A 14,450-nucleotide genomic window follows, 5' to 3' on the forward strand; every position below is an offset into this window, starting at 1 on the left:
CGTCGGCGCCATGAAAGTCCTGAACCTCCAGTGCGCCCACCAGCACGTGTTCGAAGGCTGGTTCGGCTCGGACGATGAGTTCCAGGGCCAGCTCGCGCGGGGCCTGCTCGACTGCCCGATGTGCGGCGACACCGCCATCACCAAGCTGCCCTCGGCCCCGCGCCTGAACCTGCGCGCCCCGCGCGAAGCCGCGGCGCCGGCGCCCGCCGCCGGCGGCAAGACCGATGTCGTGGCGGCGCCCGACGTGGCGCTGCAGCGCGCGTGGCTGAAGATGGTGCGCCACGTCATGGCGAACACCGAGGACGTCGGCGAGCGCTTCGCCGAGGAAGCCCGCCGCATCCACTACGGCGAGGCCGAGGAGCGCGGCATCCGCGGGCAGGCGTCGCCCGAGGAGACCGAGGCGCTGCTCGACGAGGGCATCGGCGTGCTGCCGCTGCCCGTGCCCAAGGCCCTGAAGGGGCCGGTGCAGTAGGCACGTCGGCCGCTCAGAGCTGCGCGCGCACGTAGCGGAACTCCTGCGTCAGCCCGCCGTAGCCATAGGCTTCGGCGCGCACGTCCTGCACGTGGATGTAGCTCTCCTCGTGCAGGTCCGGCAGCAGGCGGCCGAAGGCCGCGAACACCTCCCGCACGTACTGCGCCTTCTCGTCCTTGGTGTTGGTGCCGTCCACCACCTTGATGTCGAAATAGAAGCTGCTCTTGCCCTGCGCCGCCAGCGTGGCGCCGCCCACCACCCAGTGCCGCGGATCCACGTAGTCGATGGCGACGGCCGTCAGCTCGCGCTTCTTGCGCAGGATGCGGGTCGTGTGTTCCAGCAGCATCTCGCTGATGGATTGCGTCATCTCCGCGCTCGGGCGGGCGCTGACCTTGACGTTCAGGATGGGCATGGCGGGTTCCTTCTCCAAGTGATTAGCGATGCAACTATCGGGGCCAAAAAAAAGCGCTCACTTCAGGGCGGAGCACACCGCCCGCACCTTGCCGACGGTCTCGGCAAAGCTGTCCTTGCCCACCTGCTGCTGGATGCGCCGCGTGACGGCGCCGCTTGCCGCGTTGAGCGCCTCTTGCAGCGCCAGGCCGTGCTGGGTGGGATACACCTGCCAGTGCCGGCCGTCGTGGTCGGCGCCGCGCCGCTCCAGCAGTCCGAGCGCCTGCAGGCCGTCGATCAGGCGCGTGGCCGTTGGCCGCGAGATGGTCAGCTCACGGGCGATCTCGTGCTGCGACAGGCCCGGGCGCGCCAGCACCAGCCGCAGCAGGAAGCCCTGCGAAGGCGTCACGCCCAGCGGCTTGAACGCCTGGGTCCACTCGCGCTCGACCACGCGCGCCAGCGAGGCGGTGTTGAAGTAAAGGCAGTGGTCGAACATGGGCGCGACTCTAGCGGCAATTGATTAGCCATGCAACTACCTTGGAATGTCCGGCGCGGGGCTCACTCCAGGAACTGAAGCGCGGCCAGCCGCGCATAGACGCCGCCGGCGGCAACCAGCTGCTCGTGCCGGCCCTGCTCGACGATGCGGCCGCGGTCCATCACCACGATGCGGTCGGCCTGCTGCACGGTCGCCAGGCGGTGCGCGATGACCAGGGTGGTGCGGTCGCGCATCGCGGACACCAGCGCCGCCTGCACCATGCGCTCGCTCTCGGCATCCAGGGCGCTGGTGGCCTCGTCCAGCAGCAGCAGCGGCGGGTTCTTCAGGATCGCGCGCGCGATCGCGATGCGCTGGCGCTGGCCGCCGGACAGGCGCACCCCGCGCTCGCCCAGGAACGTGCGGTAGCCCTCGGGCAGGGCCTCGATGAACTCGTGCGCATACGCTGCTTTCGCGGCCCGCACGACGTCGTCGTCGCTCGCGCCGGGGCGTCCGTAGCGGATGTTCTCCAGCGCCGAGGCCGAGAAGACCACGGGGTCCTGCGCCACCAGCGCGATGCGCGAGCGCAGCTCGTGCAGCGCGCGCTCGCGCACCGGCACGCCGTCCACCAGGATGCGCCCCTCGGCCGGGTCATAGAACCGCAGCAGCAGCGAGAAGACGGTGGACTTGCCCGCGCCGCTGGGCCCCACCAGGGCGACCGTCTCGCCGGCCGCGACGTCCAGCGTGAAGTCCTGCAGGGCCGGCGTGCGCGGGCGGGACGGGTAGTGGAAGCGCACGTCCTCCAACCGCACGCTGCTGCCCGCCAGCGGCGCCGGCACCGCGGTGGGTTGGGGCGGCGAGGCCACGGGCGAGCGGCTGGCCAGCAGCTCCATCAGCCGCTCGGTCGCGCCGGCGGCGCGCAGCAGGTCGCCGTAGACCTCGCCCAGCACGGCCACCGCGCCGGCGAAGATGATCACGTACAGCGCCGCCTGCCCGAGCTGGCCGGCCGTGATCTCGCCCGCCGTCACGGCCTGCGCGCCGCGGTACAGGCCCCACAGCATCAGGGCCGCGTTGGCGATGATGATGAAGCCCACCAGCACGGCCCGCGCCCGGGTCCGGCGCACCCCGGTGCGGAAGGCGTCGTCGGTGGCGTCGGCGAACCGCCGCGCCTCGCGCGCCTCGCCCGTGTAGCTCTGCACGACCGGGATCGCATTGAGCACCTCGGCCGCGATGGCGCTGGAATCGGCCACGCGGTCCTGGCTGGCGCGCGAGAGCTTGCGCACGCGCCGCCCGAACGTCATCGCGGGCAGCACCACCAGCAGCACGGCGGCGAGCACCAGGGCCATCACGTAGGGGTGGGTGAAGACGAGCATGGCGAGCGCGCCCAGGCCCATGAAGACGTTGCGCAGGCCCAGCGAGAAGGACGAGCCCACCACCGTCTGCACCAGCGTGGTGTCGGTCGTCAGGCGCGACAGCACCTCGCCCGTCTGCGTGGTCTCGAAGAACTCGGGACTCTGCCCGATCACGTGGCCGTAGACGGCGCTGCGCAGGTCGGCGGTGACGCGCTCGCCGAGCCAGCTGACGGTGTAGAAGCGCGCGGCCGAGAACAGGCCCAGCGCGACCGCCACGGCGAAGAGTTGCAGGAAATGCCCGCGCAGCGCGACCAGCCGCTCGCCGTGGCCGGCCGCCAGCAGGCCCTGGTCGATCAGGCCGCGCAGGGCGATCGGGAACACCAGCGTCGCGCCGGCGGCCAGCACCAGGAACAGCCCGGCGAGCGCGATGCGGCCGCGGTAAGGCCGCAGGAAGGGCAGCAGCCCGGACAGCGACTGGGGCGAGCCCTTGGCGGGCGGGACATCGGACATGGCGGGCAGTGTAGCGAAGCTTGCCCGGACAAAGGCAGCCTTGACAATGGTTGTCTAGGCAAGTAATAATCCAGCCCCATGGACGACGCCACCGCCTCCAAGCCCGCGCGCCCGGCACGGCGCCGGCCCGAGGCCGCCGGGTTCTACAGCCCGGACACCTACCGCCCCGACGACAGCGTGGCCTACCTCATGCGCCGGCTGATCAACAGCTTCGCATCGGAGGTGGAGCACGAACTCGATCCGCGCGGCCTGACGAACGCGCAATGGGTGCCGCTCTACAAGCTGTCCCTGCGCCGCGGTGGCACCGCCGCCGAACTGGCGCGCGAGTGCCAGCTCGACGCCGGCGCGATGACGCGCATGCTGGACCGGCTGGAGGCCAAGGGGCTGCTGCGGCGCGTGCGCTCGTGCGAGGACCGCCGGGTGGTGAACCTGGAGTTGACCGACGAGGGCCGGCACGCGGCCGGCCAGATCCCGCAGACGCTGTGCAAGGTGCTCAACACGCACCTGCGCGGCTTCAGCCGGGACGAAGTGGAGCTGCTGCGCTCGCTGCTCCTGCGCATGCTCGAGAACGGGCAGGCACTGCAACAACAACGAGAGAACCCCACCGATGCAAGCAAGCCGTAACCTGCCCCGCCTGGCCGCCGTGATGAGCGCGGCGATCCTCGCGGGCTGCGCCAGCTATTCCGGGATCGAATCGCAGGCCACGCTGCGCTCCGGGGCCGACGTCGGCCTCGCCACGCCCGCGGCCGCCGCGGCACCCGTGCCGGCCGTCGCGCCGCAGTGGTGGAAGGACTTCGGCGACACCCAGCTCGACCAGCTGGTCGACCGCGCGCTGGAGGGCAACCCCAACCTGCGCATCGCGCAGGCGCGCCTGGCGCGAGCGCAGTCGGTGATGGAGGTCGCCCGTTCGGCGACGCTGCCGCAGGTACAGGGCTCGCTGGAAGCCCAGCGCCAGCGCTTCACCGAGAACGGCCTGTACCCGCCGCCGATCGCCGGCTCGGTGCGCGAGACCGGCACGCTGCAGCTGGGCGGCAGCTGGGAGCTGGACTTCTTCGGCAAGCACCGCCAGGCGCTCGACGCCGCGCTGGGCGCCTCGCGCGCCGCGCAGGCCGACGTCGAGGCCGCCCGCACGCTGCTGGCTGCCAACGTGGCGCGCAGCTACTTCCAGCTCGCCCGGCTGCAGGACCAGCTGCAGGTGACGCAGCGCACGCTCGCGCAGCGCCAGGAGCAGCTGGGCCTGGTGCGCGAGCGCGTGCGCGCGGGCCTGGACACGACGCTGGAGGAACGCCAGAGCGAAGCGGGCCTGCCCGAGGCGCGCCAGCAGGTCGAGGCGCTGCAGGAGCAGGCGCAGCTCACGCGCAACGCGCTCGCCGCGCTGGTGGGCCAGCCCGACCTGAAGCTCGAGCCGCGCTCGCTCGCCAACGCCAGGCCGCTCGCGGTGCCGGGCGCGATCCCCGCCGACCTGCTGGGCCGCCGCGCGGACATCGCCGCCGCGCGCTGGCGGGTCGAGGCGGCCACGCACGACATGGCCGCCGCGAAGGCGCAGTTCTATCCCAACGTCAACCTCACGGCCTTCGTCGGGCTGTCCAGCTTCGGCCTGGGCCGCCTGCTGGACATCGGCAGCCAGCAGTGGGGCATCGGCCCGGCCGTGCACCTGCCGATCTTCGACGCCGGCCGCCTGCGCGCCAACCTGCGCGGCAAGGCGGCGGACCTGGACCTGGCGGTGGAAAGCTACAACGGCGCGCTGCTCGATGCGGTGCGCGACGTGGCCGACCAGCTGACGTCCTCGCAGTCCATCGGCCGCCAGCAGGCCGAGCAGCGCCAGGCCCAGGCCTCGGCCGAGGCCGCCTACGACATCGCCGTGCAACGCTACAAGGCCGGCCTCGGCACGTATTTGAACGTGCTGACCGCCGAGACGGCGGTGCTGAACCAGCGCCGCCTGGCCGTCGACCTGGCCGGCCGCGCCCTCGACACCCAGGTGCAACTCGCGCGCGCGCTCGGCGGCGGCTTCCAGGCCGACGCCGACACCCTGCGCCTCGCAGCCCAGAACTCCCGCTGAAGGAAACCAAGAACATGACCGACGCACAACAGACCCAGGCCGCGGCGCAGGCGAGCGCCGACCGCAAGGCCAAGCGCAGGAAGGGCCTGACGATCCTGGCGGCCACGGTGGCCGTCGGCGGCATCGCCTGGGGCGCCTACGAGTGGCTGGTGGCCAGCCACTACGAATCCACCGACAACGCCTACGTGCAGGGCAACGTGGTGCAGATCACGCCCCAGATCGGCGGCACGGTGCTGGCCATCTATGCCGACGACACCGACTTCGTGAAGGCGGGCCAGCCGCTGGTCAAGCTGGATCCGGCCGACGTCACCGTCGCCCTGCAGCAGGCCGAGGCGAACCTCGCGCAGGCCGTGCGCCAGGTGCGCACGCTGTTCGCCAACAACGGCTCGCTGGCCGCGCAGGTCGAACTGCGCCAGGCCGACGTGGCCAAGGCCGAGTCCGAGGTCCGGCGCGCCGCCGACGACCTGGCGCGTCGCCAGTCGCTCTCGGGCAACGGCGCCGTGTCGAAGGAAGAACTGAACCACGCGCAGTCGCAGCTGGCCAACGCCAGGAGCGCGCTGGCCGCGGCGCAAGCCGGCGTGTCGGCCGCGCGCGAGCAGCTCGCGAGCAACCAGGCGCAGACCGAGGGCACGTCGGTCGAGCAGCACCCGAGCGTGCTGGCCGCCGCGGCCAAGGTGCGCGAGGCGTGGCTGGCCACCCAGCGCGCCGCGCTGCCGGCGCCGGTGGACGGCTACGTCGCCAAGCGCACCGTGCAGCTCGGCCAGCGCGTGGCCGCCGGCGCGCCGCTGATGTCCATCGTGCCGCTGCAGCAGGTGTGGGTCGACGCGAACTTCAAGGAAGTGCAGCTGCGCAAGATCCGCATCGGCCAGCCGGTCACGCTGACCGCGGACCTGTACGGCAAGCGCGTCGAATACAGGGGCACGGTGCAGGGCCTGGGCGTGGGCACCGGCGCGGCGTTCGCGCTGCTGCCGGCGCAGAACGCCACCGGCAACTGGATCAAGGTGGTGCAGCGCGTGCCCGTGCGCGTCGCGCTCGACCCGCAGCAGGTCGCGCAGAACCCGCTGCGCGTGGGCCTGTCGATGGACGCGACGGTGGACGTGAGCCGCCAGGACGGCAAGATGCTGGCCGACGCGCCGCGTTCCGCGCCGCCCTCGCAGACGCCGGTGTTCGGCAGCCAGGATGCCGCGGCCGACGCCGAGGTGCGCCGCATCATCGTCGCCAACCTGGGCCGCCCGGCCACCGCGGTGGCCGGCGCCGGCCCCGCGGCGCGCACGACCCGCACCGCGTCCACCGCCAACGGCAACGTCGGAGCGCACTGATGGCGACGGCACCCGCGGCCGCGCCGCAGGCACACGCCCCGCTCGAGGGCTCCGCCCGCGTGTGGGGCACGATCGCGCTGTCGGCGGCCACGTTCATGAACGTGCTCGACACCTCGATCGCGAACGTGTCGCTGCCGGCCATCGCGGGGGACCTGGGCGTCAGCCCGAACCAGGGCACCTGGGTCATCACCAGCTTCGCCGTGGCCAACGCGATCGCCGTGCCGCTGACGGGCTGGCTCTCGCAGCGGTTCGGCCAGGTCAAGCTGTTCGTGGGCAGCGTGCTGCTGTTCGTGATCGCGTCCTGGCTGTGCGGGCTGGCGCCCAACATGACCATGCTGATCGCCTTCCGCGCGCTGCAGGGGTTCGTGGCCGGGCCGATGATCCCGCTGTCGCAGTCGCTGCTGCTGGCCAGCTATCCCAAGGCCCTGGCCGGGCTCGCCATGGCCATGTGGGCGATGACGACGCTGGTCGCGCCGGTGATGGGGCCGCTCCTGGGCGGCTGGATCACGGACAACATCAACTGGCCGTGGATCTTCTACATCAACATCCCGGTGGGCATCGTCGCGGCGATCGCGTCCTGGGGCCTGTACCACAAGCGCGAGAGCGCCACGCGCCAGCTGCCGATCGACAAGCTGGGGCTGGCGCTGCTGGTGGTGTGGATCGCCGCGCTGCAGATGATGCTGGACCTGGGCAAGGAGTACGACTGGTTCCACTCGCCGCTGATCGTCGCGCTGGCGGTCGTGGCCGTGGTGGGCTTCGCGTTCTTCCTGGTTTGGGAGCTCACCGACGAGCACCCGGTGGTGGACCTGCGCCTGTTCGCCCGGCGCAACTTCTGGGCCGGCACGCTCACCACCTCGGTCGCCTATGGCCTGTTCTTCGGCAACGTGGTGCTGCTGCCGCTGTGGCTGCAGCAGTTCATGGGCTACACCGCCACGGACGCGGGAATGATCATGGCGCCGGTGGGCGTGATGGCGATGCTGCTGTCGCCCGTGGTGGGCAAGACGGTCGGCCGCATCGACCCGCGCAAGTACGCCACGTTCGCGTTCGTGGTGTTCGGGCTGGTGCTGTGGATGCGATCGAATTTCAACACTTCGGCCGATTTCCGCACCATCATGGTTCCGACCATCATCCAGGGCGTGGCCATGGCGTTCTTCTTCATCCCGCTGATGACGATCACGCTGTCGGGGCTCACGCCGGATCGCATCCCCGCCGCCTCGGGCCTGACGAACTTCGTTCGCATCACCGCCGGCGCCATCGGCACCTCGGTGTCCACCACGCTGTGGGAAAGCCGGGCGGCGCTGCACCACGCGCAGCTGGCCGAAGCCGTCAACCCATCCAGCAGCGCGGCCCAGTCCACGCTGTCCGGGCTGGCCGCCGGCGGGCTGTCGCCGGAGCAGGCGCTGGCGCAGGTGAACCGCCTGGCCGACCAGCAGGCGTTCACGATGGCCGCCACCGACGTGTTCTGGCTGTCGGCGCTGCTGTTCCTGGCGCTGATCCCGCTGGTGTGGTTGAGCCATCCGCAGCGCCAGGGCGGCGGCGCCGATGCGGCGGCAGGCGCGCATTGAGGTCTTTACAAAGCTGACGTCATCGGGTTGCAGGGACATGGAACACTTCCTGCACCGGCGAACGCGGCACGGAAACGGGAGCTGACGATGTTTCGAACGATCTGGACTCCGGTGTTGGGATGGGTGGGCGCCATCGGCGCGGCGTTCGCGCTGGCGGTGGCCGCGCCCAACGAGAGCGGCCTGCTCGGCAAGCTGCCGAACATGGCCGCCAAGCGCCTGCACGACCGCGCCTCGGTCACGCTGCCGCAGGCGCTGCCGTCCGAGCGCACGCTCGCGGTGGTGCTGTTCAAGAACACGCAGCGCGAGGAAGCGCAGAGCTGGATCGAGGGGTTGCGCCTGCACCAGGATCCCAGCATCGCGTGGGTGCGCCTGCCGGTGTTCAAGGACACCATCGACGAGACGGCGCGCCGCAGCAAGGAAGCGCAGCTGCTGGCCCACTACCCGGCCGAGGCGGATCGCGCCCGGCTGGTGACGGTGTTCGCGGACAAGCAGGCCTTCGTGCGCGCGGCCGGCCTGGACAGCGCCGACCATGCGTCGGTGCTGGTGGTCGACCGCCAGGGCAACGTGCTCGCCAAGGCGCAGGGCCCGTTCGACGAAGGCAAGGCGCAGGCGTTGCGCCAGACCGTGCTCGCGCAGGGCGGCTGAGAGGTCCGGCGCCTCACAGGCGCAGGCGCTGCGAATAGCCGGTCATCTCCAGGTAGCCGCGGCCCACGCGGCGGCCATTGCCGTCCAGCAGGTCGGACAGCCCTTCCCAGTAGATGCCGCCCGTGGAGGCGCGGCTGTCCAGTTCCTGGTCGTCCAGGCGCGCGCGCACGGTGTAGATGTCGGCCGCCGTGCGCACCATCCACTCCACCGGATACGAGGCACCCGAGCGCGGGCTGGTCCAGCGGCGCCGCGCGCGGAACTCGGTCTCGCCCTGGCGTGCGATGTGGGTGGCGCCCGCGGCGCTGCGGAACGAGCCGCCGTCCCAGAGCGCGCTGCCGTCGCGCCGGCGCAGCTGGAAGGCGGTGAGCGCGCTGCCGTCGTCCAGGTTCATGCCGATCCAGTCCCAGCCCACCGCATCGGGATGCAGCAGCGCCTCGCTCCACTCGTGGTCCAGCCAGGCCTTGCCCGCGACCCGGAACGCGCGGCCCTGCAGCGACAGCGTGCCGGCGACCGCCAGCTGCGGCAGGCTGTAGTAGTAGCTCGCCTGCGCCGCCGCGGGCCCCTTGCGCGAGAGCCCCTGGTCGCCCTGCAGCAGCACCGGCTGCGTCGGCGTGAGGCGCAGGTCGAGGCCGAACTCCCGCGCGGGCAGCTGCGCGGCATAGGCGCCGTCGGCGCCGCGGGCGAGCTGCCAGTCGCGCAGGCGCACGCGCGTGTCGGCGGTGTCGGCCAGGGCGACGCCGAAGCCCTCGCGGGCGATGCGCTGGTCGTGCCACAGCCGCCGGCCCTGCAGGTCGGTGATCGCGGCGTGCGCGAACACCAGCTGGCGGGCGGCGAAGCGCGAGGCGAGCGGCTGCGCCTGGTCGACGCGGGTGCGGAAGAACGTGAGCTGGAAGCCGAACTCGCGATCGCCGCTCGCGGCCAGGCCGGTGACGTACCACCACTCGGTGCGCAGGTCCGGGTGCGCGCCGTGGTCGCGCGGGAACTGCAGCGCGCGCGCGGGCAGGGCGCCCGCGCCGCCGGCGGCCAGCGCCCACGGAAGGGCCAGCAGGGGGCGGCGGCCGATCACCAGTCCTCCTTCACCGCCAGCACGGCGTCGCGCCCGGCGGCGGCGCGGCCCGACAGCCACGCGGTCAGGGTGCCGGCCACCACCACCGCCGCGCACAGCGCGAGCAGCCGTCCCCAGGGCACCAGCAGGTCCATCGTCCAGTGGAAGCTCTGGGGGTTGACGACGTGGACCAGCACCACCGCCACGCCCAGCCCCAGGGCCAGGCCGGCGATCGCGCCGATCAGCGTCCAGGCGGCGCCTTCGCCGGCCACGACGGCCAGGATCTGCGCCCGGGTCAGGCCCAGGTGCGAGAGCAGGCCGAACTCCTTGCGCCGCGCCAGCACCTGCGCGCTGAAGCTGGCGGCGACGCCGAACAGGCCGATGCCGATCGCCACCGCCTGCAGCCAGTAGGTGACGGCGAAGCTGCGGTCGAAGATGCGCAGCGACGTCGCCCGGATCTCGCCGGCGGAGGCGAACTCCAGCAGCGCCGAGGCCGGCCCCGCGGACTGGCGCAGCGCGCGCTGCACGTCGGTGGCCCGCGCGCCCGGCTGCAGCCACAGCTGCAGGTCGGTCACGCGGCGGTCGCCCGTCAGGCGCTCGTAGTCGCGCCGGTCCAGCAGCACCGCGCCCGTCTGCCGCACGTAGTCGCGCCACACGCCCGCGACCACGAAGCGGCTCGCCTCGCCGGGCTCGGGCGCCAGCCCCAGCGCCGCGTCCAGCAGCGGCAGGGCGGCGCCGGGACGCGCGCCGAACAGGTCGCGCAGCGCCTCGCTCACGTACACGGGCACGCGGCCGGCCGGCACCGGTGCGAGGGTGCCCACCAGGGGCAGGTCGCGGGCCGGGTCGGCGATGGGCCGCGCCAGCAGGGCGATCGCGGGCCGGCCGGGGTCGGGCTGCAGCGGCCGCACGCGCTGCGTGGCCACGCGCGCCACCCCGGGCGTCGTGGCGGCGGCCTGCACGAACGCCGGATCGAGGAACGCCGTGTCGCTCGCCGAGCCGCTGGCCGCCGTGCGCACGTACAGGTCCGCCGGCAGCACCACGTCGAGCCAGCGGTCCACCGAATCGCGGAAGCTCCCCACCATGACCGTGAGCGCGACGGCCAGGCTCAGGGCGGCCACGACGCCGCTCACCGCGACGGCCGCCGTCTCCCGCACGCGGCGCGCGCGCTCGACCGCCAGCATCGGCAGCAGGCGGTGCGCGAGCAGCGGCGCGAGCCGGTCGTACAGCAGGCCGACGGCAGGCGGCAGCGACGCGATGCCGCCCACCAGCAGGAAGCCGACGGCGAAGTAGGCGGCCAGCGGCAGCCCCGCGATGGGCGGCAGCAATGCGAGCGGGACGGCGGCGGCGAGCACGAGCAGGCCCAGCCAGCGTGCGTGCCGGCCCGCCGCGGTGGCGCGCAGTCCCTTGAGGGCCTGGGCGAGCGGCATCTGCTCGGCGCTGCGGGCGGGAAACCACCCGCCCACCATCGCCGCCGCCACGCCCAGCAGTCCATAGCCGGCGGCCGCGGCCGTGTTCCAGTGCAGGGTGGGCGCCACGCCTTCGAAGTAGCCGCCGCCCAGGTCGCCCCCGAGCAGCCGCAGCGCCAGCACGGCGAGGGCGGCGCCCAGCGCCACGCCCAGCAGGCTGCCGATGGCGCCCAGGAAGGCGGATTCAGCGAGCACCAGGCGGCGCCGGTCGCCGGCGTCCAGCCCCAGCACGCCCAGCAGCGCGAACTGCTGCGAGCGGCGCGCCACGCTCAGCGAGAGCACCGAGAAGACGAGGAACGCGCCCGTGAAGAGCGCGACGAGGGCCAGCACCGTGAGGTTCACGCGGTAGGCCCGCGAGAGGTTGTCGATGCGCTGCACGGCGTCGCCCGGCTGCGCGGCGACCACGCCGGGGGGCAGGGCGATGCGGCGCACCCAGGCGGCGCGGTCCGTGCCGCTTCGCAGCCTGACGTCGATGCGCGTGAGCGAGCCCAGCCGCCCGAACAGGTCCTGCGCCGCGCCGATGTCCATCACCGCGAGCGGGGCGCCCGCGGCCGCGACGCTGCCGGCCACCTGCACGTCGCGCAACTGCAGGCCGGCCTGCAGCCGCACGCGCGCCTCGCCCAGGCGCTCGCGCGCCGCCGCGTTGAGGAACACGGTGGCGGGCGCGAAGAGCGACAGCGGGTCCTGCGAGGCGGACTGCGGCGCCAGTGCGGGCGCCAGCGCCGCCGCCGCCAGCGCGTCCAGGCCGAGCACGCGCAGCGGCACCCGCTCGCCCGCGGGGCCGACGGCGTTGGTCGCCAGTTCGAGCACCGGCCCCGCCAGTTCCACCTCGGCGTCGGTGGCGACGCGGCCGAACAGTGCTTCGTCCAGGCTGCCCTGCGTGGCGCGCAATTCGAGATCGGGCTGGCCGCTGACCGTGCGCACGGCGGAGGAGAACTCGCTGAGCGCCGACGCATTGATCAAGTGCACCGCCAGGGCCAGCGCGACCCCGAGCATCACGGCCGCGACGGCGGCGGCGCTGCGCCACGGGTGCCGGCGCAGCTCCTGCCAGGAGAAGGTGCGCAGCAGGGCGAGCATGGGCCGATTGTGCAGGGGCGCGGTCCGCGGCGCGGCTAGGATCCGGCATGACCGACGACGACATCGACGCCCTCGAGCACGCCACGCTGGCCGCCGTGCCGCCGCAGGAAACGCAGCCGCTGGACGGCTGGCTGGTGGGGCTGGACGCCGGCACCGTCGGCCGCGCGCACAGCGCCGTCCCCACGCGCCACGGCCAGGTGCGCGCCGACCTGGTGGGCGACATCCTGGCGCTCTACGCCGGGCGCGGACTGCGGGCCTCGTTCCGGATCCCCGCGGTGCCGGGTTGCGAACCGCTGGCGCAGGCCCTGGCGGCACGCGGCCTCGCGCCGACGCAGCCCACGCTGACGGAAACCGGCACGGCCGCCGCACTGCTGGGCGTGGACACGCGCGTGCCGGTGCGGCTGGCGGCCGAGCCGGACGATGCCTGGGCGGCCGTGTTCCTCGGCCCCGGCTTCGATCCGGTGGACGGCGCGAGCCGCGTCGCCATCTTGCGCCGCAGCCCGTCGACGCTGTTCGCTTCGGTGGAGGTCGATGGTTCGGTGGTGGCGGTCGGCTCGGCCTGCATCAGCCATGGCTGGTGCGGCATCCACGGCATGCGCACGGCCGCCGATCGGCGCGGGCGCGGCCTGGCGAGCGCCATCCTGGCGGCGTTCGGCCGCGCCGCGCTGAAGCGGGGCGTGGGGCGCGTGTTCCTGCAGGTGGAACAGGCCAATGCCGGCGCGCGCGCCCTGTACGCGCGGGCCGGCGTGCGCACGGCCTGGCGCTACGACTACTGGCGCCCGGCCTGAGGCGAGGGGCGGGCGCTCAGGCCATCGCCTCCAGCTCGGCCATCAGTTCCTCCTTGCGCGCCTCGAGCTCGTCGCGCATGCCGACGAGGTCGAGCTTGCGGGAGGCCCGGGCCTTGGGAAAGATCTCGTTGCGCTCTTCCTTGACGTGGTGGTCGATGTACTCGCCCAGCACCTTGACGGTCGCATCGAACTTCTCGTCCGGCTCCATCATCGACTGGATCTGCGCGATCAGGTCCTTGGCGCTCTGGTGCTCGACCTCGGCCTCGTCCAGCGCGTCGGTGTCCTTGAGCGCATCGCGCAGCGCGGGATAGAAGATCTCTTCCTCGATCTGCGCATGCACGGTCAGCTCCATGCAGATCTGGTGGGCCAGGTCCAGCTTCTTCTGGCCGGCGCTGCGCGCGCGCGACTGCGTCAGCTCCTCGAATTCCTTGAACATCTTCTTGACGGCGCGGTGGTCCGCGTCGAGCAGGTCGCAGGCGTCTTTGCCGGCACGGGTGCTTGCCATGGTGGGTCTCCTTGTGGGGTGACCCATCTTGAAAGTGCGCAGCCCCGGCTCCTGTAGGAAAACCTCGCATCCGCCATGGCGATGCAGCGGAGCCTGCAACATGGCGCGCGCGCTCATGCCGCATCCGCCGGCCTACAAGTGGCTCAGCGTCCGCGACGGTCTCCGCATCAATGCGCGCCTGCCTCGACCGCCGCCCTTGCCCTGCGCGCGCGAGCAGCTCCGAGATGCACAGTATTGGCATCCCATTCAACGCAAGGAACCAATGGACGACAGGACCGCCACGGACGACAAGACGGCACGCTTCACGATCCTCATCGACGCCGACAAGAAGCGCGCGTTCGACGAACTGTGCGCATCCAAGGATGTGACCTCGTCCCAGATGATCCGGCACCTGATTCGCGACTACCTGGACCGGCACGGCGTCGACTACGGCGAGGGGCCGCTGCGCACGAAGAAGGAGCGCAGGAAGCGCGCCTGAACGCGCAGGCGCGGCCTTGGGCCGCGGTAGCAGCAAATGCAATTTGAATCCGCGTCCGCCCTCCGGCGGCGAGCACGTGCGATTAGAATCGGTTGCACATCGCTGGCACTGCGTTACCTGATGGAAAACAAGACCGCGAGACTCACCGTTCTGATCGATCCGGCGAAGAAAGAGGCGTTCGAGACCCTCTGCTATTCGCAGGACATGACCCCCTCGCAGGTCATGCGCCGATTGATCCGGGATTTCATGGAGCAGCACGCTCCCGCCTCCGAGCCCCGCAAGCCGGGCATCCGCAAGCGCAGCTGAC

15 protein-coding genes are annotated in these 14,450 nt (G+C 72.5%); 9 read left to right on the plus strand and 6 right to left on the minus strand.

Annotated features, from left to right (window positions below; translation table 11 throughout):
* Window positions 1–10: 10 nt before the first annotated feature.
* A complete protein-coding gene (locus AC3ANR_RS08985) occupies window positions 11–472 on the plus strand; it encodes a DUF1178 family protein (protein WP_488291531.1) in 462 nt (153 codons plus the stop codon).
* A gap of 13 nt (window positions 473–485) precedes the next feature.
* On the opposite strand, the gene AC3ANR_RS08990 is transcribed toward AC3ANR_RS08985, so the two are convergent.
* From AC3ANR_RS08990 to AC3ANR_RS09000, 3 genes are all read right to left on the minus strand, one after another.
* Window positions 486–884, minus strand: a complete 399-nt coding sequence (locus tag AC3ANR_RS08990) for a tautomerase family protein (RefSeq protein WP_488291532.1) — start codon at window positions 882–884, stop codon at window positions 486–488.
* Between the two features lie 57 nt (window positions 885–941).
* Complete coding sequence (locus AC3ANR_RS08995; protein WP_488291533.1) at window positions 942–1,358, minus strand: MarR family winged helix-turn-helix transcriptional regulator; 417 nt, start codon at window positions 1,356–1,358, stop codon at window positions 942–944.
* A 62-nt stretch (window positions 1,359–1,420) separates the two neighbouring features.
* Window positions 1,421–3,196 (minus strand): ABC transporter transmembrane domain-containing protein, encoded by a 1,776-nt coding sequence (locus tag AC3ANR_RS09000; protein ID WP_488291534.1) that lies wholly within the window; start codon window positions 3,194–3,196, stop codon window positions 1,421–1,423.
* Between the two features lie 78 nt (window positions 3,197–3,274).
* Here AC3ANR_RS09000 and AC3ANR_RS09005 point away from each other — a divergent pair, with 78 nt between their 5' ends.
* The 5 genes from AC3ANR_RS09005 (at window position 3,275) to AC3ANR_RS09025 (ending at window position 8,784) form a co-directional block, all read left to right on the plus strand.
* Window positions 3,275–3,820, plus strand: coding sequence for a MarR family winged helix-turn-helix transcriptional regulator (locus AC3ANR_RS09005; protein ID WP_488291535.1), 546 nt, complete (start codon window positions 3,275–3,277; stop codon window positions 3,818–3,820).
* On the plus strand, window positions 3,804–5,255 hold the full coding sequence (locus tag AC3ANR_RS09010) for an efflux transporter outer membrane subunit (protein WP_488291536.1): 1,452 nt from the start codon (window positions 3,804–3,806) through the stop codon (window positions 5,253–5,255). The genes AC3ANR_RS09005 and AC3ANR_RS09010 overlap by 17 nt, the downstream gene beginning before the upstream one ends.
* Window positions 5,256–5,269: 14 nt before the next feature.
* On the plus strand, window positions 5,270–6,574 hold the full coding sequence (locus AC3ANR_RS09015) for an EmrA/EmrK family multidrug efflux transporter periplasmic adaptor subunit (protein ID WP_488291537.1): 1,305 nt from the start codon (window positions 5,270–5,272) through the stop codon (window positions 6,572–6,574).
* Entirely contained in the window at window positions 6,574–8,139 is a 1,566-nt protein-coding gene (locus AC3ANR_RS09020; protein WP_488291538.1) for a DHA2 family efflux MFS transporter permease subunit, read from the plus strand. Before AC3ANR_RS09015 ends, AC3ANR_RS09020 begins: the two co-directional genes overlap by 1 nt.
* An 87-nt stretch (window positions 8,140–8,226) precedes the next feature.
* Entirely contained in the window at window positions 8,227–8,784 is a 558-nt protein-coding gene (locus tag AC3ANR_RS09025) for a hypothetical protein (RefSeq protein WP_488291539.1), read from the plus strand.
* 13 nt (window positions 8,785–8,797) lie between these two features.
* Here the strand turns inward: AC3ANR_RS09025 and AC3ANR_RS09030 are convergent, their stop codons facing one another.
* Window positions 8,798–9,850, minus strand: a complete 1,053-nt coding sequence (locus AC3ANR_RS09030; protein WP_488291540.1) for a lipocalin-like domain-containing protein — start codon at window positions 9,848–9,850, stop codon at window positions 8,798–8,800.
* Window positions 9,847–12,372 (minus strand): FtsX-like permease family protein, encoded by a 2,526-nt coding sequence (locus AC3ANR_RS09035; RefSeq protein WP_488291541.1) that lies wholly within the window; start codon window positions 12,370–12,372, stop codon window positions 9,847–9,849. The genes AC3ANR_RS09030 and AC3ANR_RS09035 overlap by 4 nt, the downstream gene beginning before the upstream one ends.
* Before the next feature lie 47 nt (window positions 12,373–12,419).
* On the opposite strand from AC3ANR_RS09035, the gene AC3ANR_RS09040 reads away from it, so the two are divergent.
* A complete protein-coding gene (locus AC3ANR_RS09040; protein ID WP_488291542.1) occupies window positions 12,420–13,160 on the plus strand; it encodes a GNAT family N-acetyltransferase in 741 nt (246 codons plus the stop codon).
* 16 nt (window positions 13,161–13,176) lie between these two features.
* On the opposite strand, the gene AC3ANR_RS09045 is transcribed toward AC3ANR_RS09040, so the two are convergent.
* Window positions 13,177–13,665, minus strand: a complete 489-nt coding sequence (locus AC3ANR_RS09045; RefSeq protein ID WP_488291543.1) for a hemerythrin domain-containing protein — start codon at window positions 13,663–13,665, stop codon at window positions 13,177–13,179.
* Between the two features lie 100 nt (window positions 13,666–13,765).
* Here AC3ANR_RS09045 and AC3ANR_RS09050 point away from each other — a divergent pair, with 100 nt between their 5' ends.
* Entirely contained in the window at window positions 13,766–14,143 is a 378-nt protein-coding gene (locus AC3ANR_RS09050) for a ribbon-helix-helix protein, CopG family (protein ID WP_488291544.1), read from the plus strand.
* A gap of 120 nt (window positions 14,144–14,263) precedes the next feature.
* Window positions 14,264–14,449, plus strand: a complete 186-nt coding sequence (locus AC3ANR_RS09055) for a CopG family transcriptional regulator (RefSeq protein WP_488291545.1) — start codon at window positions 14,264–14,266, stop codon at window positions 14,447–14,449.
* The last annotated feature ends 1 nt before the right edge of the window (window position 14,450 follow it).

The organism is Ramlibacter sp. JJN2-2R (assembly GCF_057747835.1).